Source organism: Cytobacillus sp. IB215665 (assembly GCF_033963835.1).
Taxonomy (GTDB): Bacteria; Bacillota; Bacilli; order Bacillales; family SM2101; genus Nanhaiella.
The window spans coordinates 154,689-176,549 of record NZ_JAXBME010000003.1 but is presented as its reverse complement, the minus strand read 5'-3'; the positions used below and the strand labels follow the sequence as shown (position 1 = coordinate 176,549).

The following is a 21,861-nucleotide window of genomic DNA, read 5'->3' as shown; positions in this document are numbered from 1 at the left end:
AGAAATTTCAGCATAAAAAAGAGTTCTCTTACTATAGTCAATAATTAATTGAGAATTATCTTATAGTAATAAAATAAAGAAAATACTTGAAATAGTATTGTAATTGTAATAACAAATAAAAACTCAGAATAGTATAAAAATAGCGATTGTAGTTACCTAGAGTAGGAAGGTGAAACTATTAATGTCAACGTTATTGGAAGTAAAAAATTTAAAGACATACTTCTTTCGTAAAAAGAGAGCTATTCCAGCAGTTGATGGAGTTGATATAAAAATTAATAAAGGAGAAACAGTAGCTTTAGTTGGCGAATCTGGTTCAGGTAAGAGTATAACATCGCTATCGATTATGAGACTAGTTCCGAGTCCTGGCGGAAAAATAGTGGATGGTCAAATTCTTTATGATGGAAAAGATCTGGTGGAAATACCAGAAAAAGAGATGTTGAAAGTGCGAGGAAATGACATTTCGATGATTTTCCAAGAGCCTATGACATCATTAAATCCTGTGTTGAAAATTGGTGAACAAATAACAGAAGTTTTAATCTACCATCAAAAAATGTCAAAGGCTGAAGCAAGAATTAAGGCAATCGAATTATTAGACATGGTTGGTTTTTCTCAAGCAGATGAAATCATAGATGAATACCCTCATAGATTATCAGGAGGGATGAGACAAAGAGTAATGATTGCAATGGCTATGAGCTGTAATCCTAAGTTATTAATAGCGGACGAACCTACAACTGCTTTAGATGTTACTATCCAAGCGCAAATATTGGATTTAATGAGAAATTTAAGCAAAAAATTCAACACTTCAATTCTATTAATTACACATGATTTAGGTGTTGTTTCAGATATAGCAGATAGAGTTGTAGTTATGTATTGCGGCCAAGTTGTTGAGGAAGCAAATGTAGAGGAATTATTTGATAATCCACTTCACCCATATACTGAAGGTCTAATGAATTCTGTACCTTCCATAGATGGTGAAATAACACGCTTACAATCAATTGAAGGGACTGTTCCTTCCCCAGAGCACTTACCGAAAGGCTGTCGTTTTGCACCACGTTGTTCAAAGGCATTTGATCAGTGCTTTAACGAAATACCCTTATTAACGAAAAAGGGTTCCAGGTCTGTACGCTGTTTTTTACATGAAGAAGAGGAGGAAGGAGTATGAGTGTAACATCAGTTGAAAAAAGTAAAGCGGTTCAAAACGATCAAACATCACCAATACTTCAGTTACACAACTTAAAAAAACACTTTCCTATAAAAAGTGGCATTTTACAAAGAGCAGCAGGTCACTTAAAAGCAGTGGATGGAATAAGTTTTTCCATTAACAAGGGAGAAACATTAGGTATAGTCGGCGAATCTGGTTGTGGAAAATCTACAATTGGACGTACAGTAATTAGACTGTATGAACCTACAGATGGAAAAATCATATTTAAAGGTCAAGATATTTCACATATGCGTGAAACTGAATTAAGGCAAAGTGTTCGGAAAGATATCCAAATGATCTTCCAAGACCCATATGCTTCATTAAATCCAAGAAAAACACTTCGTTCAATATTAAGAGAACCTTTGAAAATACACAACTTGTATAGTGGAAAAGAGCGTGATGAATATATTGGTCAATTATTAGAAAAGGTGGGTTTAAATTCTTCCTATATAAATCGTTATCCACATGAATTTTCCGGTGGACAGCGTCAACGTATTGGGATTGCCAGAGCCATTGCATTACATCCAGATTTAATTATCGCTGACGAAGCTGTTTCGGCATTAGATGTATCTGTACAAGCCCAAATCATCAATTTATTAGAGGATTTGCAAGAAGAATTTGGCTTAACTTATATTTTTATTTCACATGATCTAAGTGTTGTTAGACATATAAGCGATAGAGTTGGAGTAATGTACTTAGGGAACTTAATGGAACTAGCACCAAAAAGCAACTTATATTCAGAACCACTTCATCCATATACACAAGCCTTACTTTCTGCTGTACCCGTAACGAAGAATAAGGGAACTGTTCCAAGGGAAAGAATCGTTCTACAAGGGGATTTACCAAGCCCGGCTAATCCACCGACAGGTTGTGTATTTCATACGAGGTGTCCCGCAGCAAAAGATGAATGTAGCAAGATTGTACCTCAAATAAATGAAGTGAAAAAAGATCATTTTGTTGCATGCCACTTATATAAATAAATTTAGGGACACAAATTCTTAGAAGGGGGGAGATAAGATTTTATAAATAATTCTAGTCATTACTATTATTAATTCTTAGGGGGGAGTAAAAACGTGAAATTGAGTAAATCAAGTTGGCTTTTATTAAGTCTAATGTTAGTATTTGCACTATTTTTAGCAGCGTGTGGAAATGAAGCAGATGAGCCATCTACTGCGCAAAAAGATCCTGTAACAACAAGTGATGGTGAAAGTGAAGGTGAAGAGGAAGAGGAAGTAGAAGAAACTGAAGATCCAGCAACTACTAATGAACCACAATCTGGTGGAACGTTAATTATGGGCTCTATAGGCGGTCCAACTTTATTTAATTCCATCTACTCTCAAGACGCTTCAAGTGGAGATATTCAAAATCTTATTTTCTCTTCACCAGTTATTGCTAACCCTAACCTTGAAGTGGAATATGACTTAGCAACAGATATTCAAAGCTCTGAAGATGGCTTAACAGTTACTGTAACACTTAGAGATGATGTAAGGTTTCATGATGGTGAGCCACTTACCGCAGATGACTTAGTATTCACATACAGTATTCCTATAAGTGATGAATATATTGGTCCACGAGGTGGAGATTTTGAATCAATAGAAAGCATTACAAAAATTGATGATTATACTGTTGAATTTAAACTAAATGAGGTAAATGTAGGGTTTATTCCAACAACATTAAACTACCAGGTTTTACCTGAACATATATTAAAAGATGTACCGATTGCAGAATTAGGCTCACATGAGTTCAATACGAAAAACCCAATTGGATCAGGACCTTTTATTTTTGATGAGTGGAGAGACGGAGAGTACGTGAAAGTTGTGCGGAACGATGATTACTTTTTAGGCGCGCCTTATCTTGAAGAGATCATTTACAAAATTGTTCCTGATCAAAATGCGTTACTAGCACAACTTCAAGCGGGAGATGTGGACTATTATCCTTCTGTTCCAGAAAGTGAAATTGACACGGTTAGGGGATGGGCTGATAGTGCTGGCGTTGTCATTGAAGAAGGTCTCGGATTACAGTATAACTTTATTGCTTATAACCAACAAAATGAGATGTTTCAAGATAAAAGAGTTCGTCAAGCACTTACGCATGCTGTAGACCGTGAAGGTATCATTGCAGCCGTTTTGAATGGTGGTGGACAAATAGCACACGTACCGGAAAGTCCTTTATCATGGGCGTATAGTGACGATGTTCCAGTATTTGAGTATGACCCAGAAAAAGCGAAGCAATTATTGGCAGAAGCTGGATGGGAGGATACTGATGGTGATGGATTCTTAGATAAAGACGGTAAAAAGTTTGCATTTGAAGTTAAAACGAACCAAGGTAATAAAATTAGAGAAGATATAACAGTTATTTTAAAACAACAATTAGAAGAAATTGGTATTGAAGTAACGCCAAATATTATGGAATTCAGTGCTTTTGTAACATCCATTACAGCTCCAAACTGGGATTATGATGCGCTAATATTAGGTTGGCTTCTAAACACATTCCCAGATCTAAATGAAATTTACCACTCAAGTCAAAGAGAACAAGGGATGAACTTTGTTTGGTATTCAAACCCTGAACTGGATATTTTATTAGAAGAAGCAAAATCACTAACTGATAGAGATGAATATAAGGATGCATATGCTGACATTTACAAAATTGTTGCAGAAGACCAACCTTACACATTCTTGTATTATCCTACAAGATATCAAGCCATTCCTTCAAACTTACAAGATTATACTTTCCACTCAAGGCTTGATGTATACCATCCATATAAATGGTGGTTAAAACAGGAATAGACAGTTATTACGATTAGAAGAGGGGTGGGCTTCCCTCCCCTTCATTGTTATTGAAGGCAAAGTATTATACAAATTGTAAAATTTCATAATACTTTAGATAGATATAGAGAATATGTATGAAAAGGAGAGGGAGGTGCAACTTGTTAGCATATATCGTCCGTAGACTCTTCATGACTATTCCCTTATTGTTAGGCATAACAATTATTTCTTTTGTCATTATCCAAATGGCTCCTGGAGACCCAACTGCCTTGTTAATAGACCCAAGTATTAGCCCCGCTGATAAAGAAAAAATGATAGAAAATTACGGTTTGAACGACCCTATTCATGTCCAATATTTAAAGTGGGTTGGAAATATGTTGCAAGGTGACTTCGGAACATCTTTACTAAAAAAAGGAACTCCAGTATCTGAAATGATCATGAACAGGCTACCTAATACTCTATTGTTAATGCTTGTAGCTACAGTGTTAGCGTTTTTAATTTCAATCCCATTAGGTGTTTACTCAGCTACGAGGCCTTATTCAAAATTAGATTATGGTATTACAGTAACTTCTTTCTTAGGACTTGCTACTCCAAATTTTTGGTTAGGACTTATTTTGATTATGTTTTTTTCGGTAAAACTTGGCTGGTTTCCTACAGGTGGTGTTGCTAACCTCACAGGCCCGTCAGGTTTATGGGATCGCATTCATCATTTAATATTACCTGCATTCGTGTTAGCTTCAGCAGATATGGCTAGCTTAACGAGGTATACACGTTCAAGTATGATTGATGTAACGAAACAAGATTATATGAGAACTGCACGGGCAAAAGGGTTAAAGAGAGGTACGGTTATATATAAACACGGTTTAAGGAACGGCTTAACACCAGTTATTACTATATTTGGAGTTATGCTACCGACATTTATCGGTGGATCAGTTATAGTTGAACAAGTTTTTGCTTGGCCTGGTCTTGGTCGTTTATTTTTTGAATCAGCATTTAAAAGGGACTATCCAGTTATTATGGCATTAACTGTTTTATCTGCAGTATTAGTTATTATTGGTAATATGATAGCAGACATATTATATGCGGTCTTTGATCCACGGATTGAGTATAAATAGGGGGGATTATCGTGTCACAAATGAACAATATGCCTGAACCGACTAGAGAACAGCTATTGAACCCCATTCTTAACGAAAAGCCGGATACGTATACGAAGATTTTCGCGCGAAAATTTTTAAAAAATAAACTCGCAGTATTTGGAGCAGTTGTGCTAACAATCATCATACTTGCAGCAATATTTGCACCACTTTTAACACCATATTCTCCAAATGAACAGAGCTTAATAGATAAGCTTAAACCTCCGAGTAGTGAGAATCTATTAGGGACTGATAAATTTGGCAGAGATATATTTACGAGAGTATTGTATGGAGGTAGAGTTTCATTACTTGTTGGCTTTTCATCAATTGCAGGGGCGATAACAATTGGAACGTTTATAGGGGCGATTGCTGGTTATTTTGGTAGACGTATTGATTCATTTCTTATGAGGTTTGTTGATATACTTCTTTCAATTCCTACGATTTTCTTATTAATAACTTTGGTTACGATTTTTCAACCAGGTGTAGATAAATTAATTCTCATATTTATTTTTACTGGGTGGATGACGACTGCACGTTTAGTCAGAGGTGAGTTTCTTTCACTTAGAACTCGTGAATTTGTCCTTTCTGCTAAAACGATTGGTGCAAAATCGTGGTCTATTATCTTTACACATATATTACCTAACGCACTAGGGCCGATTATTGTTGTGGCAACCTTAAACATTGGCCAGGTTATATTAATCGAAGCGGCATTAAGCTACTTGGGCTTGGGGATACAACCTCCGAGGCCGAGCTGGGGTAATATGCTACAAGATGCCCAAAACTATACGATCATGTTAAAAGCATGGTGGTATCCGTTATTTCCTGGATTAATGATTCTAATAACGGTATTATGTTTTAATTTTGTAGGAGATGGATTACGAGATGCCTTCGATCCCAAAAACGAGTAAATAAAAGCCAAGGTGATTTACCTGGCTTTTTTAAGTTCTATACAAAGTAATACACGTAAGATTTGTTGCTTAAAAATTATTGACAAAAAGATGAAGAACTGACAACTTGTTTACTAGCAAATTAACATATATAAAATAGGTTCACGAAGTGCACTGTATTTTTTTGATGGTTTTATAGCAGTTGTGTTCTAAGAAATAAACAAAGCATGCACTTAGCACCTTTTCTTATTAAAGCCGATGACAATCGCATAAAAACACCTCTAGCTGTCCACATTAACAACAAAGTTTCTGTAAGCTGTTTTTGTATTTATTATTACGCATATACTAACTAAAGCCTTTGACAGCTTTTCATCTCTCAAGAGGGTAAAAGTTGTATTGTTTCATTTTACGATTCAAACGTATACAAAAGGTAGTGTTCTCATTGAATGTTGCTTTGCGTTCAACAATATAAGCACGTAAAGTTCTACCGTTCGTGTTTTCTGCTTTTACAATTGTTGAGTTCTTATAAAACTCGCCTAACTGTCCATTTTGAGTGAAAATAGGGACAAAGTATACGAACAGAGCCAATAAAAAATACTTGAATTGATTAATTTCCTTGAACAGTATTGATTTTGTTATAACATTGATACTGCGTAATGAGGTGTGTTAATAACGTGCGAGCTCAAATTATATCAGAACTGGAACATATAGAGAGGGATGAACAAGTTAAAATAATTTTTGCTTGTGAAGCAGGCAGCAGGGCGTGGGGGCTTCAATCGAATGATAGTGATTTCGATGTGAGGTTTTTTTATATACATCATACAGATTGGTATTTGTCCATTGAACATAAGAGAGATGTCATTAACAAGCCTATATCCGATTTATTAGATATTAGTGGCTGGGATATTCGGAAGGCATTACAGCTTTATAAAAAATCAAATCCTTCCATATTTGAGTGGTTAAAATCGTCGATTATTTATGCTGAACATGACCAAGTAATGAAAGATTTTCGAAAAATGATTCCATATGCATTTTCTGAAAAAAAATGTATGTATCATTATTTACATATGGCGAAAAGAAATTATCATAACATATTGTCCAAAGAAAGTGTCACTGCAAAACAATACCTTCAAATTATACAACCTCTCTTATGCTGTAAGTGGATCGAAATGTATCACTCGCCACCATCTGGCCAATTTCGAAAGATTATGTATGCGACAATTCCAAAAGAAGGTTTAATTGAAGAAATAGCTAATTTAATTTATATGAAGCGAAAAGGTATCATTGAGGTAGGGAATTCCAAAACGCTCGTACAGTTTATTGAACAACAATTAATTACAATTGAAAGAGTTGTTCAAACCCAGCTAGCATCGAAATGTGAAAAATATGAACCATTTAACCAGATTTTTCTAAATGCACTTCAAGAAATTTGGGGATATGATAAAAATAACTCTTTTTAAAGTGATTAATTACATACATTGGCTAACAACCTGCTATGGTGGTTATCTTATTGTAAATAAAGTAAAATAATAAATAGTATACAAGATTACTAGGAGGGGAGATTTTTATGTCTCTTCGTTTTGTTATTGGAAGAAGTGGTTCTGGAAAGACACAGACATGTATAAATGAGGTTCATCAACTGTTGATTAACGATCCAATGGGAGATCCAATCATTTATTTAGTACCGGATCAAATGACGTTTCAATCGGAGTATGAATTAATTAATAGACCAGGGATAAAAGGCATGATTCGTGCTCAAGTGTATAGTTTTTCAAGACTTGCATGGCGTGTACTTCAAGAGACGGGAGGGATTAGTAGATACCATTTATCAACTGTAGGTGTATCTATGCTGCTTAGAAAGATCATTGAGCATAGGAAGAACGAACTTAAGGTGTTCTCAAAGGCAGCTGAAAAATCAGGCTTTATTACTCATGTTGAAGGAATGCTCACAGAGTTAAAGCGTTATTGTATAGATGCAAATGAACTTAAACAAACTCATGAACAGTTGATTGTAAATGAAGATCAACCTAATAAACAAGTACTAGCTGACAAATTATACGATTTACACATGATTTATCAAGATTTAGAAGCGCATCTATTAATGAAATATATTGATTCAGAAGATTATTTGAGGCTATTAGCTGAAAAAATGGCACAATCATCATACTTACAAAATGCACATATTTATGTGGATGGTTTTCATAGCTATACACCCCAAGAGCTAGATGTCCTAGTACAAATGATGAAAACAAGCAAGCGGGTTTCTATTACATTGACTACAGATGAACAATATGATGACTATCCCCCTCATGATTTACATCTATTTAGAATGACTGGGAGGACATATCAAACTATTACTCGATTAGCAAAAGAGGCTTCCATCGACATTGAGTCACCTGTTCACTTGGTCGAAAATATGAGACATGCATTACAACCTTCATTACGGCATCTAGAGCAATCGCTAGAGTCTCGGCCTTCTATACCATTTCAACAGCGTTCAAATATTACATTATATCAAGCTGTTAATCGTCGAGCAGAGGTGGAAGGCGTCGCTAGAGAAATTACTAGACTCGTAAGAGATGAGGGGTATCGTTATCGTGATATAGCGCTCTTCATTCGTAATTCAAATGATTATTATGACTTAATAGATACGCTATTCACAGATCACCAAATCCCATTTTTTATTGATCAAAAACGTTCCATGCTCCATCATCCGTTGATTGAATTAATTCGCTCGAGCTTAGAGGTAGTGACAGCTAATTGGCGCTATGATGCAGTTTTTCGGTGTGTAAAAACAGATTTATTATTTCCTCAGGATGTCAATATCAATACGTTACGTGAAGAAATGGACTATCTAGAAAACTATGTGTTAGCGTACGGAATTCATGGGGATAAATGGACGAATAAGAAACGTTGGGAGTATCGACGCTTTCAGGGGCTTGATTTAGATTCATATGTGAAGACAGATGAAGATGTATTAATTGAAAATAGAGTAAATGATTTACGAAATATGATTGTACCATCGTTGAATAGCCTGCAAAAAAGACTTACCAAAGCGAAATGTGGTCGAGAGATGTGTGAAGCAATTTATACCTTTTTAGAAGAGCTTCACATTCCTGCTAAGCTTACAGCAATGAGAGATCAAGCTGAAGCTGATGGTCACTTAGTAGAAGGTAGTGAACATAGTCAGGTTTGGAAAGCTGTAATAGATTTACTTGACCAGTATGTAGAGGTATTAGGGGAAGAAGTATTACCATTACATGTATTTACGAGTATTATCGAGACGGGATTAGAAAGTATGCAGTTTGCTCTAGTGCCACCAGCGATAGACCAGGTCCTCATCGCACATTTTGATCGTTCTCGCTATATTAATATTAAAGCGTCGTTTATTCTTGGGGTAAATGAAGGTGTCATCCCTTTAAAGCCTACAGATGAGGGTGTTTTATCAGAGGTTGAAAGAGGGATGCTCCATGAAATAGGAGTAGAGCTAGCTCCTGGTGGTCGAGAACAGCTCTTAGACGAATCTTTTCAAATATATATGGCATTGTCATCTCCAAATGAATATTTGTATATTTCCTATCCTTTGGCGAATGATGAAGGGAAATCACTCATCCCTTCCAGTTTAATTAATAGAATAAAAGATTTATATCCAGAGTTAGAAGACAAAGTGCTTGTGGGTGATACGAGTGAGCTAACAACTGCTGAAGAGCAGCTAACTTTTGTAACTAGTCCAACAGTCACGCTATCTCATGTTGCTACTCAATTACAAGCATGGAAGAAAGGATATCCTGTAGAACCACTTTGGTGGGATGTATACAACTTTATTGTTAGTGATGCCTACTGGAAAACAAGAGGAAATAGAGTATTTCAAAGTCTTTTTTATGAGAACAAAGAACAGCCATTAAAGATTGAAACAACGAAAAAGCTCTATGGTGACACAATTAAAGCAAGTGTATCTCGAATGGAACGCTTCAAAGGTTGTCCGTTTTCGCACTTTGCCTCACACGGTTTAAAATTGAAGGAGAGACAGTTATTTCGTTTAGAGGCACCTGATATAGGACAATTATTTCATTCAGCGTTAAAAATGATTTCTGATAAGCTTCGAAATCAACACGTAGATTGGTCAGAATTGTCACAAGAACAATGTCAACTGTTAGCTATTGAAGCTGTCGAAAAACTAGCTCCTCGATTACAAAATGAAATTTTATTGAGTTCGAATCGACATCATTATGTGAAGCGTAAATTGCAGCATGTGCTCATTCGTGCTTCGATCGTTTTAAGTGAGCACGCAAGAGCAAGTGGATTTACACCAGTTGGCTTAGAGCTACCATTTGGAGCAGGTGAAGAATTGCCTGCTATTACATTTCAGTTACCGAATGAAACAAAAATGGAATTAGTCGGAAGGATTGACCGTGTTGATAAAGCGGTTGGCTCACAAGGAGTATTACTCCGAATAGTTGATTATAAATCCAGTGCAAAAGAGTTAAATTTAGCTGAAGTTTATTATGGTTTAGCTCTACAAATGCTCACATATTTAGATATTGTTATTACCCATTCAACAAAGTGGATAGGTCAGCAGGCGAACCCGGCTGGTGTTCTCTACTTTCATGTGCATAATCCAATGCTTCAAACAAAAGGTAAGCTAGCTGCTAATGATATTGAGAAAGAGTTATTGAAACAATTTAAAATGAAGGGCTTGCTTCTAGGGGATGAAGAGTCCATACGTTTAATGGATCAATCGCTAGAAGTCGGTCGTTCCGATATTGTAAGTGCTGGTATTAAAAGGGGTGGTGGCTTCTATGCTGGTTCATCGATAGCTTCAGCAGAGGAGTTCTCAAACTTACGTAAACATGTGAAAAACATATTTACTGATATAGGAACCCATATTATGGACGGTGATGTATCAATTTCGCCTTATAAGTTAAAGGAGAAAACCCCTTGTACATTTTGTTCTTATAAACCGTTCTGTCAGTTTGATGAGTCATTTAAGGATAATCAATATCGAATATTATCAGATGAAAAAGATCATCGTATTTTAGAAAAAATTAGTAAGGAGGTTGAAGAGAATGAATAGTCATCTCCCTCCAAAACCAACTGGAAGTCAATGGACAGATGAGCAATGGCATGCAATTGTTGCGAAAGGGCAAAGTACATTGGTTGCTGCGGCAGCGGGATCTGGGAAAACAGCAGTATTAGTTGAGAGGATCATAAAAAAAATCACTTCTATTGAAGACCCGATTGATGTTGATCGATTACTCGTTGTTACATTCACCAATGCGTCAGCCGCTGAGATGCGTAGTAGGGTTGGTGAAGCTATTGAGCAGGCGATTAAGGAAGATCCTAGTTCACTCCACTTACGAAAACAACTAAGTTTGTTAAATCGTGCATCTATATCAACATTACACTCATTTTGTTTAGAAGTGATTCGTAAATACTATTACTTAATTGATATTGACCCAAGCTTTCGCATTGCTGATGAAGTGGAAGGAGAGCTCATAAGAGAAGAAGTTATTGAGGATATGTTTGAAGAGTATTACGGGATGGAAAACAATGACCAATTTTTTCAATTAGTCGATTGTTATTCAAATGATCGAAATGATGCTGATGTGCAAGTATTAATAAAAAAAATGTATGATTTTTCTCGGTCACATCCGTCACCTAATGATTGGCTAAACTCAGTCATTAAAATGTACGAAATTCCCGAAAATACCTCTATCGAAGACTTGCCATACTATAACTATTTATTAGCAGATATTAATATTCAGCTTGAAGGAGCAAGAGGTTTGCTTGAACAAGCGTTAACAATTACAAAACAACCGTCAGGGCCTGCACCTCGAGCAACAAATATTGAAGATGACTTAGAGCAGCTTAGTCGCATTAATAGTGCTAAGAATCGTTCGTGGAATGAACTATATGAAGAAATGCAAGGTTTATCGTTTTCTCGAGCTAAAGTTTGTCGTGGTGATCAGTTTGATGACATACTCATAGAAAAAGTGACAAAGCTTCGAAAGAAAGCTAGAGATATCATTGAAAAACTTCATGATGAATTGTTTAGGCGTAAGCAAGAATTGTTATTAAATGATATACATGAAATGGAGCCTACGGTAAAAACGCTCGTAACTTTAGTTAAGGAATTTGCAATAAGATTTGAGAGAGTCAAACAAGGAAAAGGTCTTGTAGATTTTGCAGATTTAGAACATTATTGTTTGCAAATTTTACGCAAAACAAACACCGCTGTTGAAGAATTCATACCATCTGAAGCTGCTCTCGACTATCGTGAGCAATTTCAAGAAGTTTTAGTGGATGAATACCAAGATACTAACATGGTTCAAGAATCAATTATTCAATTTGTTACAACAAATGAAGAACATGTCGGTAACTTGTTTATGGTAGGTGATGTGAAGCAATCCATTTATCGCTTCCGTCTTGCGGAACCGTTACTATTTTTAAGTAAATACAAACAGTTCAGTACGGTAGGAAAAGAAAGTGGGCTACGAATCGATTTAGCGAAAAATTTCCGAAGTCGTTCCGAAGTATTAAATGCTACAAATTATATATTTAAGCAATTGATGAATGAATCTGTTGGTGAAATTGATTATAACAGTGATGCGGAATTAAAGCTAGGTGCGCTTGACTATCCACCAAATGATAAAATGGAAACAGAATTTACATTAATCGAGAAAGATCTAGACGATGTGGAACCACCAGCACATCTTAGCGCCAAAGAAGAAGGAGTTCATTCTTTTGATCCGATTGAGCTAGAGACAGCCCAATTAGAAGCACGTTTTATGGCTAGTAAAATTAAAGAACTTATTAATGAGCCATTTGAGGTATTTGATCGCAAGACAAAAATGAACCGTCGTGTTGCATACAGAGATATCGTTATTTTGCTTCGTTCAATGACATGGGCGCCCCAAATCATGGAAGAGTTTAAGCAACAAGGCATTCCAATATATGCGAATTTATCAACAGGTTATTTCGAAGCGACAGAAGTTGCAATTATGCTATCCTTGCTTAAAGTGATAGACAATCCTTTGCAAGATATTCCACTCGCATCTGTCCTTCGTTCACCTATCGTTCAACTGAATGGGGAGGAACTTGCAAATATTCGCTTGAAAAAGAAGAAAGGTACTTATTATGAAGCACTAACAAGCTTTTTGAAGGGTGCACCTGAAGAACATGAAAAAGAGTTATATGAGAAGATAAGTAATTTTTATGAAGGTCTTCAAACATGGCGCATGAAAGCGAGAAATGGGTCCCTCTCTGAGCTTATTTGGAAAATATATAGAGAAACACAGTATTATGATTATGTAGGTGGTTTACCTGGTGGAAAACAACGTCAAGCAAATTTGCGGGCATTGTACGATAGGGCAAGGCAATATGAAGCAACGTCTTTTCGAGGCTTGTTCCGATTTTTACGATTTATTGATCGTATGCAAGACCGTGGAGACGACCTCGGTACGGCAAGAGCTATTGGGGAACAAGAGGATGTTGTTCGTTTAATGACCATTCACAGTAGTAAAGGCTTGGAGTTTCCAATTGTTTTTGTAAGTGGCTTGTCACGACAATTTAATAGACAAGATTTAAACAAATCGTATTTGTTAGATAAAAATTTGGGGTTTGCTTCTAAATATATTAATCCATCGCTTAGGATTAGCTATCCGACACTTCCGCAATTAACATTAAAAATGAAAATGAAAATGGAACTAATTGCTGAAGAAATGAGAGTTTTATATGTCGCGTTAACACGAGCCAAGGAAAAGTTATTCTTGGTCGGTACTGTGAAACAAGCCTCAAAGGTGATTAATGAATGGCAAGGCCAACTGTTAAATCAAGAATGGTTACTTTCAGATTATGATAGAGTATATGCAAAATCATATTTAGATTGGATTGGACCAACACTGATACGTCACCGACATAATGTAGCTTTGCGAAACGACGAAAACATCGATAAGTTGCCCGAAGAATTAACTAACTATCCTGCAAAGTTTCGGATAGAGATTAAACGATCAACTGAGTTTTTAGAACAAGATTGGAACAATCCTATAGAAGATGAACAAATTTTATCAGCAATTCGCAACGGACAATCAATAGATTTAGGTAGTTCATATCAGGAGCAAATGATTAACCGTTTAACATGGGATTATCCAAACGGTGATGCTACAAAATATCGATCTAAGCAGGCAGTATCAGAAATAAAGCGTATGCGTGAATCAATAGATGAGTTTAGTCATACATCTTTGTTGGCACAAAAACAGTTACCTATTGCTGAACGTCCATTATTTTTACAAGAAAAATCGATTTCTCCTGCTGAGAGAGGAACAGCGATGCATCTGTTCATGCAGCAAATCAAGCTATATGAGCCTATAACGATTGTAGGGTTGTCAGACCAGCTTGCTAAAATGGTTCTTCAAGAGATCATCACAGAAGAACAGTCAACAGTCATTTCTATAGAACAAATCCATGACTTTTTTCAAACTGAGTTGGGAGGCCGTCTAGTTAATGCTACGATGGTGAAGAGAGAGTTACCATTTAGTCTTGCGTTGCCAGCGAAGGAAGCTTATCCAAAATGGCAAATACAAGATGAAGAGACTGTTCTTGTTCAAGGAATGATTGATTGTGTATTTGAAGATGATCAAGGAGTAGTATTACTAGATTATAAAACAGATACAATTTCCGGTCGTTTTACAAATGGATTTGAAGAAGCTGAACCAATATTAACTAAGCGTTATCGCACTCAAATAGATTTGTACCGACATGCGCTTGAACAGATATGGCAACGAAAAATAGATGAATGCTACTTATTTTTCTTTGATGGGTCACACTTATTACGCATGTAAAAATACATAGCAACTCTTCCTAGGAATTCCGTAAGAGTTGCTATGCATTTGCTGTTTGCGGCTGATCTACTAAATCTGGATCACCAGTATTTGTAAAGCTAATTCCGTTTGTTACAATGAAGAAGTTACCTGAAACAGAAGAACCTGAACCAGTATAAGATTTTTCCTGTGTTTTCGGCGATATATAAAAGGAATCTCCAAAGTTTATCACTCCGCCAGAGACAGTGTTAATATTAACGGGTCCAACGATTGAAGGCATAGACTACACCCTTTATTAGAGTATCCATATTAGTTCAACATGTTGAATGAGTAGTATATATTCCTTATCTTATTTATGTGTGAATGTATAACTTGTCATTTCAATATTTATGTTATGCACTTCGTTTATAAATGTTCATTGATTCTCTTCATTACTTTCCAATTGTCGAATGTTCTTCACACGATCAACAGCATCAATTTCATCGATCGAACCTATTTGAACTAAAGATGAAGCGGCTATCCCGATGATTCTAATGTTACGTACATGTATCGTTGGATTTTCGTTGTGAAAAGCAACAGAAACAGGCTCTCTGTCTGGTGGTTTAGGGATAACCTGTGAGTAAATTTCATCTTCGAAATTACCTTCATTTGAAAAAAATAGCGGATATTCTCTCCTAACTGCAAAAACTCTAGCAAGCGGCGTAAAGGATACCGAATCACCAATATGAAAGACCGAGCTTAATGACACATCAACAATTCTTATTTTGTTAACAACAGATACTCTCCGTAGCATCGTGTTATCCTCAAAGTGCAGTTGAAGGTGGCGCTGTAGGAACAAATGGAACAAATGGTGCAACTGCGCCGATTATTAAAGATTCTGGCGGGGTATCAAATATAGATGATAAAGTTATTGAATGTGTGTCGCCGACTAAAAAAACTGAAGAACTAGATACACCAATCATTCTAATGTCTCCTACACATAAATTCCGGTTTGTTACAGTAAAATTCATTTATCTTCTCCTCCTATGTTTCTTGGAAAATGTTGAATGAAAGCGAGAAATGAGTTTTCTATATCTTTTTTAACATATGAAACGATCCTTTCCATACTTCTTTTTGCTTGGGCTGGATTTTGTATATCGGCAGGTGTAAGTTTATTGATGTAATAATTTATCCGAGGGTTAATTTGTTTCTTTACATCTTCAATCATGAATTGTCGATATGAGTCGTCAAGAGCAAAATCTTGCTGTTTTTCAATCTTTTTAATTAAGTCAACGCTATTCCGATCTAAAAACGAATGTACATCATTAAATACTTGTTGTGAAAAACCTTCAGGAAGTTGTTCGATTGGTGGAACTTGGAATTGATCTTGAGTTACTGCAAAATCTTCAATTGCATTAGTATCTTGTGGGTTTAAGCCAATATTTAATGTTCCCGAAAGAGTTTCAACCTTTAATTGATCAAATTTGTATTCAATCTTATCAATCGTCGTGTGTTTTTCGTTTTTTAGCTCTTCCACTTCATTTTGCAATTGATCTATGGTTGACTCCATTTGTTTAATCTTTTCATTTTGAGATTCCACAAATGAATGAAGTTGGCGCATATACTGGTAGAATTCATCTTGAAAATACATTCAAACCTTCCTTTCTTTAGGGTATTCACATGATTTTGTTAAACTCTGTTGCTATTATTGTTACGTCAAAGCGGTTTATGCAACTTTTCTGTTTCATTGAATAAAAGGTGCGATGAATACAACGTGTAGATTCTAGTTCGAATAACAACTATCATTGCGTAAACAGCCTTTTTTGTTAAGTACCTCCAAATATGCGGATGCACTAAAAACAAGGTGCATGCACTTTTCTAATTATCTATACTCCAGCATTGATCCCCTTGGGGTCACTTCAACCAAGCAACTGAAGGATAAGGAGAATCTTCAAAAGTAAGAGTTCAATGTCTGCACTTTGTTATTTATCATATGTGAAAAAAAAAAATAGGTGATTAGCCCATTTTGAATTAAAGAATTTTTTATGGTCCCTGTAATGGTACAAGTTGACCTGTGCCTGGAAAACCTGTAGGTTGTTGAGCTTCGGGGGCGGGTTCTGTATATGCTCCTGTATTATACAAATTTGATAATGCATTAATACTTCCAGCACTTCCTATTTGTAACACAGAGGAGTTTGAAACTCCATCAACTCTTAGTTGGTGAATAATAATACTTTGGTTAATATAAAAGTTCAAAATTCCCACACCTCCTCTCTTTCGTAGAACAAATTTAGCAAATATACTTTTTAAGCTATACAACGAGCAATCAGGTGAGACTCAACCCCACCTGATTTGTAAACCCTTAAGATCTTAACCATTTTTCGAAAACTCGACCTTTTTGAGAATTCATTCAGATTCAATTTCTACAGATTTGCAGCTAGTGGTTGATCAATTACATCAGCATCATACGTATTAGTTACACTTTGTGTGTTGTTAATATATAAATAATCGCCTGTATTAAATGAACCTGCTCCAGCAAAGGTTTTCGCTGTGCTTATAGGTGAAATTGAATAAACGTCACCTATATGAAAAACTGCACTCGACCCAATGTCAGTTACATTTACAACACCAACTATAGCAGGCATAAAAAACACCCTTTTACAATCTGTTATAGGCATAGTATGAGTGACCCTAATTTATTGTGAAGGAGAATTAATAATCTTGTTTTGAAAGTAAAAAAAACTTGGCATATGCCAAGTTAAAAATCAGCTGAATCTAGTATTTCTTGTTCTACGTTCAATAAATCATCTAATTCCTGACTACATTTTACTGTTTCATCTGCTGTATAACCAAATGTTGCTGCAAGATCAATCATTTGTTGTCTTTTTTCTTCAATTATGAGCTGAATCATTTATCCCACACCATCTTATTTTATTGATAGGACTTAAGTATGTGTATATTATACATGATTTTACATGAAATGGAATGCGTTCGCTAAAAGAAGATTTGTTTTTACAAAATAATGCAATATTCTACATATGATGAACAAGGAAATAATGTAAAATCTTACTTTTCATAACACTTCATGTAATTTTCTTCATTCATTATTTTAGAATTTTGGTCGAAAATATGCTATGATGTTGAAGGAGTGAGCTTGTTCAAGTATACTTGAACATCGCTGTGTCAGGTAAGAGACTATACGCTACCTGATAGAAAGATTCGAGGTCTAAAAACTATTACAAACTAAGATGAAAAAAGAAAGGAAGGAATTAAAATGATACATGCACATCTTACCTCTTGGATTGTAGCTCTTATTCTATTCTTCGTTGCATTTTCAATGTACAAAAAGGGAAGTAATAAAGGGGCAAAAATCTCCCATATGATTTTGCGTCTATTCTATTTACTTATCATCGCAACTGGCGGTATGCTTTATTCGAGTGGAGCAGGAATTCCACCGCTTTACCATGTGAAGGCTACGTTAGGTATTCTTGTTATTGCTGGAATGGAAATGGTGTTAGTTCGTTCTTCAAAAGAAAAATCAACAAACATTGCTTGGGCATTATTTATTATCAGCTTTATAGTTGTATTATATTTAGGGTTTAAATTACCACAAGGTTCTCAGTTCTTTTAATTAGGTAGGATCTTTTGTTTAAGCTCTTTTCGTAATCTTTATTACGGTTTTTATTAATAATAGATCGGTGAAATAGGATTTACTAGGCTGTCACCATTTTTATTTGTAATTTATCTTTGGCACAATCTATTACATAATATTAAAACGTGTAATGAACAAAAAGCATCTATATTTTTAAATAGATGCTTTTTTAATTTAAACTCTTTTCGTAAACTTTGTTGCTATATTTCCTAAAATTGAAAATAAAAACGTCGTTATACTAACAGTCAGCGTTTTATTGTAGCAAAGATGAAACCTAGTTTATTTGTTAGTATGAAAAACAACATTCTATACGTAAACAGCCTAATTTTATTACATATGCTGTGAAAGTATACGTTTCCCTCTACTTGTTGTATATTCAAAACGATCAGTTGAATGAGACCCTCTAAAGAAATGATGCTGTACGTTACATATTGTCTCAAAATTATCGAAGATGAGGAAGTTTACACCTTCAGCATTTGTGTTTTTCATATCCAAAAAACTTAATATATTATGCGAGTAAATACAATCATACATAGAAAAAGACAATTGGTTTAAGCAATGGATAAATCTAATAAAGCTTTCTTCATTGAGCGATTGTAATAGTTCCGAATAGTTAAGCAACAGCTTCTTGTTTATCCTTACTTTATCTCCGTGTTGTAAAAAATATGTAAATTTGGATAGTTCAACAACCCCAGACTCAATGATGCTTCCTTTGAGCCAACGGTCCATCAACCAAATTTCGAACTCGTCTTGAACAATATCATCAAAATTTGAAGCTACATCATCTTCATCATCAAAAAATATCCATTCATCACCAATACATTCAATTGATCCATTAATATATGCTCTTTGTTGTTCTTTTATTAATTGCAGTCTATGCTGTATGTTCATGCGGAAAATCCTCCAACTATGTGTTAACCATACTTTATTCAATTTAACCCCACCAATACAGAGGGGGTTGTATTTTTTAGATGAGTTACTTTATAACAGGCAGTTGTGCATTGAGAAATAAACACGTATACAACTATGCTATTGTGGTATTTTTCACTATAAAACGATGACAATTATAGAAAATCTATTTGTGAGATTGTCATATTGAATAATAGCGACAAATTTTGTAAACAAAACCTTGAAAAAAATCGAGTCATGTTTTTCTTTATCTTGTTTAGACAACTTTCCTTCTCTTTAAACTATGAATCATTGGCTGGAATAAAAATATGTATAATGTTGTTATTTATGTAGGACGATTCATCCAATTCATCATAATTGCATACAATGATAGCATGCTTATACGAAGAATGGTTCATGCTAGTAATGAAGAGGAGCTGGTAAGAAATGTGTGGAATTACAGGTTGGGTTGACTATAACAGAGACTTAAGAAACGAACATCCCACCTTATCAAAAATGACAGAAACGTTAAGGAAAAGAGGTCCGGATGATACGAATATTTGGACATCGCTTCATGCTGGGTTTGGTCATAAAAGGTTGGTTGTTGTTGATCCTGAAGGTGGTATTCAACCAATGTCTCGTTCCAATCATTCAAACACATATACTATCTGTTATAATGGAGAGCTATATAATACTGAGGATATTAGAAAACAATTAGCTTCCTACGGCTATACATTTAAAGGGCACTCTGACACTGAGGTGCTGTTAACTGCTTATATAGAATGGGAGGAGCGATGTGTTGATTATCTAAATGGTATTTATGCGTTTGCTGTTTGGGATGCAAAGAAAGAACAAGTATTTCTTGCTCGTGATCGTTTAGGTGTAAAGCCTTTATTTTATAGGATGGATGAGTTTAGTATATTATTTGGGTCTGAATTAAAAGCCATTTTAGCACATCCATCTGTAAAAGCAGAGCTAGGAGTTGAAGGGCTAGCAGAGATTTTTGGTCTTGGTCCATCGCGTTCTCCAGGTCATGGTGTGTTTAATAAAATTAATGAGCTACGACCTGGCCATGCGCTTGTATTCTCGAAACAAGGCATTAAAATGTGGCGTTATTGGAATGTAAAAAGCAAACCACATACGGATTCATTAGATGAAACGACTGAGAAAGTACACTTTCTCCTCAAAGATGCTGTGACAAGGCAGCTTGTGTCAGATGTTCCATTATGCACATTTTTATCTGGCGGGGTAGATTCTAGTGCAATTACTGCTTTTGCTTCATTAGCGTATGCACAAGAGGGAAAAGGAAACTTGCATACGTATTCAATAGACTATGAAGAGAATGATAAATACTTTCAAGCAAATGATTTCCAACCGAATTCAGATGTGCCCTGGATTGAGAAAATGTCGACTGAATTTAAAACACAACATCACCGATGCGTCATTTCTCAACAGGATTTAGTGAAGTATTTAACAGAAGCAGTCTATGTAAGAGATTTACCTGGAATGGCAGACATAGATTCGTCATTATTATGGTTTTGTAAACAAATTAAAGAACAATTTGTTGTAGGGTTGTCTGGAGAATGTGCAGACGAAATCTTTGGCGGTTACCCTTGGTTCCATAACACGAATATATTACAAAATGGTGGATTTCCATGGATGCGTTCCTTAGATGCAAGAATTGAACTATTGCAAGATTCGTGGAATAAAAAGCTAAAATTAAAAGACTACGTTCAAGAAAAGTATGAACAAACTGTAAAAGAAACACCAATGCTTGAAGGTGAAAACCCACTTGAAGCAAATCGAAGACAGATGTTTTATTTAAACATGATATGGTTTATGACAACATTATTAGATCGTAAAGATCGCATGAGTATGGGTGCTAGTCTTGAAGTTCGTGTACCGTTTGCAGATCATAGGCTTGTTGAATACGTTTGGAATATCCCTTGGGAAATGAAAATGTACGGCAATAGGGAGAAAGGCATCTTACGCAGATCATTAGAAGGGATTTTGCCAAGTGAAGTGCTTTATAGAAAGAAGAGTCCTTATCCTAAAACACACCACCCTCTATACAGTTCACTTGTGAAAAATTGGTTAGAAAATATATTAGAAGATAAATCATCTGTGCTTTATGAGTTTTTTAATAAAGAAAAATTAAAAGAGATTGTTGACTCCGAAGGCAAAGCATTTCGAGTTCCATGGTTCGGCCAATTAATGACTGGACCACAGTTACTCGCATATTTAGCTCAAATCCACGTTTGGTTTAACGAATACGGTATACAAGTAAAAGAGTAGCTGAAGGGGTAGTGAAACTTAAAAAATACAGGGGTTTGATGCTTAAATAAAGTGTTAGGTGGATTAAAACCAGAATTGTCCAATAAAATGATGGGTTTGATCTGAAAATCATAGTATTAGACCCGTAAAGTGCTGGATTTGACCCGCAAATTACCAAATTAGACCCGTAAAGTGCCGTATTTGACCGATAAAAACCTTTATCATACTAATAACTCAATATAAACCTCCAGCACCTATCCTGT

Annotated in this window: 18 protein-coding genes; 10 read left to right on the top strand and 8 right to left on the bottom strand. The window is 35.5% G+C overall.

Features of this window, described 5'->3' with window-relative positions:
- Nucleotides 1-181: 181 nt before the first annotated feature.
- From SLH52_RS05110 to addA, 8 genes are all read left to right on the top strand, one after another.
- Complete coding sequence (locus SLH52_RS05110) at nucleotides 182-1,162, top strand: ABC transporter ATP-binding protein (protein WP_320208207.1); 981 nt, start codon at nucleotides 182-184, stop codon at nucleotides 1,160-1,162.
- Nucleotides 1,159-2,181, top strand: coding sequence for a dipeptide ABC transporter ATP-binding protein (locus tag SLH52_RS05105; protein WP_320208206.1), 1,023 nt, complete (start codon nucleotides 1,159-1,161; stop codon nucleotides 2,179-2,181). Before SLH52_RS05110 ends, SLH52_RS05105 begins: the two co-directional genes overlap by 4 nt.
- 93 nt (nucleotides 2,182-2,274) lie before the next feature.
- Complete coding sequence (locus SLH52_RS05100; RefSeq protein ID WP_320208205.1) at nucleotides 2,275-3,987, top strand: peptide-binding protein; 1,713 nt, start codon at nucleotides 2,275-2,277, stop codon at nucleotides 3,985-3,987.
- A 140-nt stretch (nucleotides 3,988-4,127) separates the two neighbouring features.
- Nucleotides 4,128-5,081: an ABC transporter permease gene (locus tag SLH52_RS05095; RefSeq protein ID WP_320208204.1), complete on the top strand. Its 954-nt coding sequence runs from the start codon at nucleotides 4,128-4,130 to the stop codon at nucleotides 5,079-5,081.
- 20 nt (nucleotides 5,082-5,101) lie between these two features.
- Nucleotides 5,102-6,007: an oligopeptide ABC transporter permease gene (opp4C, locus tag SLH52_RS05090; RefSeq protein WP_320208413.1), complete on the top strand. Its 906-nt coding sequence runs from the start codon at nucleotides 5,102-5,104 to the stop codon at nucleotides 6,005-6,007.
- Nucleotides 6,008-6,660: 653 nt separating this feature from the next.
- Nucleotides 6,661-7,446: a nucleotidyltransferase domain-containing protein gene (locus SLH52_RS05085; protein ID WP_320208203.1), complete on the top strand. Its 786-nt coding sequence runs from the start codon at nucleotides 6,661-6,663 to the stop codon at nucleotides 7,444-7,446.
- Nucleotides 7,447-7,553: 107 nt separating this feature from the next.
- Nucleotides 7,554-11,060 (top strand): helicase-exonuclease AddAB subunit AddB, encoded by a 3,507-nt coding sequence (addB, locus tag SLH52_RS05080; protein WP_320208202.1) that lies wholly within the window; start codon nucleotides 7,554-7,556, stop codon nucleotides 11,058-11,060.
- Entirely contained in the window at nucleotides 11,053-14,826 is a 3,774-nt protein-coding gene (gene addA / locus SLH52_RS05075; protein WP_320208201.1) for a helicase-exonuclease AddAB subunit AddA, read from the top strand. Before addB ends, addA begins: the two co-directional genes overlap by 8 nt.
- A gap of 40 nt (nucleotides 14,827-14,866) precedes the next feature.
- Here addA and SLH52_RS05070 read toward each other — a convergent pair whose 3' ends face one another.
- From SLH52_RS05070 to SLH52_RS05040, 7 genes are all read right to left on the bottom strand, one after another.
- Entirely contained in the window at nucleotides 14,867-15,085 is a 219-nt protein-coding gene (locus SLH52_RS05070; protein WP_214482484.1) for a spore germination protein, read from the bottom strand.
- A gap of 135 nt (nucleotides 15,086-15,220) precedes the next feature.
- Nucleotides 15,221-15,598: a spore germination protein GerPE gene (locus tag SLH52_RS05065; protein ID WP_320208200.1), complete on the bottom strand. Its 378-nt coding sequence runs from the start codon at nucleotides 15,596-15,598 to the stop codon at nucleotides 15,221-15,223.
- 10 nt (nucleotides 15,599-15,608) lie between these two features.
- Entirely contained in the window at nucleotides 15,609-15,815 is a 207-nt protein-coding gene (locus SLH52_RS05060; protein ID WP_320208199.1) for a spore gernimation protein GerPD, read from the bottom strand.
- Entirely contained in the window at nucleotides 15,812-16,435 is a 624-nt protein-coding gene (gene gerPC, locus SLH52_RS05055; protein WP_320208198.1) for a spore germination protein GerPC, read from the bottom strand. Before gerPC ends, SLH52_RS05060 begins: the two co-directional genes overlap by 4 nt.
- 392 nt (nucleotides 16,436-16,827) lie before the next feature.
- Complete coding sequence (locus tag SLH52_RS05050; protein ID WP_214482488.1) at nucleotides 16,828-17,040, bottom strand: spore germination protein GerPB; 213 nt, start codon at nucleotides 17,038-17,040, stop codon at nucleotides 16,828-16,830.
- A gap of 167 nt (nucleotides 17,041-17,207) precedes the next feature.
- The gene (locus SLH52_RS05045; protein WP_214482489.1) at nucleotides 17,208-17,429 is read right to left on the bottom strand and encodes a spore germination protein; all 222 of its coding nucleotides are present in this window, start codon (nucleotides 17,427-17,429) and stop codon (nucleotides 17,208-17,210) included.
- 113 nt (nucleotides 17,430-17,542) lie between these two features.
- Entirely contained in the window at nucleotides 17,543-17,695 is a 153-nt protein-coding gene (locus SLH52_RS05040) for an aspartyl-phosphate phosphatase Spo0E family protein (RefSeq protein WP_320208197.1), read from the bottom strand.
- A 363-nt stretch (nucleotides 17,696-18,058) separates the two neighbouring features.
- On the opposite strand from SLH52_RS05040, the gene SLH52_RS05035 reads away from it, so the two are divergent.
- A complete protein-coding gene (locus SLH52_RS05035; RefSeq protein WP_320208196.1) occupies nucleotides 18,059-18,415 on the top strand; it encodes a YisL family protein in 357 nt (118 codons plus the stop codon).
- A gap of 351 nt (nucleotides 18,416-18,766) precedes the next feature.
- On the opposite strand, the gene SLH52_RS05030 is transcribed toward SLH52_RS05035, so the two are convergent.
- Nucleotides 18,767-19,327, bottom strand: coding sequence for a DUF2777 family protein (locus SLH52_RS05030; RefSeq protein WP_320208195.1), 561 nt, complete (start codon nucleotides 19,325-19,327; stop codon nucleotides 18,767-18,769).
- A 444-nt stretch (nucleotides 19,328-19,771) separates the two neighbouring features.
- Here SLH52_RS05030 and asnB point away from each other — a divergent pair, with 444 nt between their 5' ends.
- Nucleotides 19,772-21,619 (top strand): asparagine synthase (glutamine-hydrolyzing), encoded by a 1,848-nt coding sequence (asnB, locus tag SLH52_RS05025; protein WP_320208194.1) that lies wholly within the window; start codon nucleotides 19,772-19,774, stop codon nucleotides 21,617-21,619.
- Nucleotides 21,620-21,861: the final 242 nt, after the last annotated feature.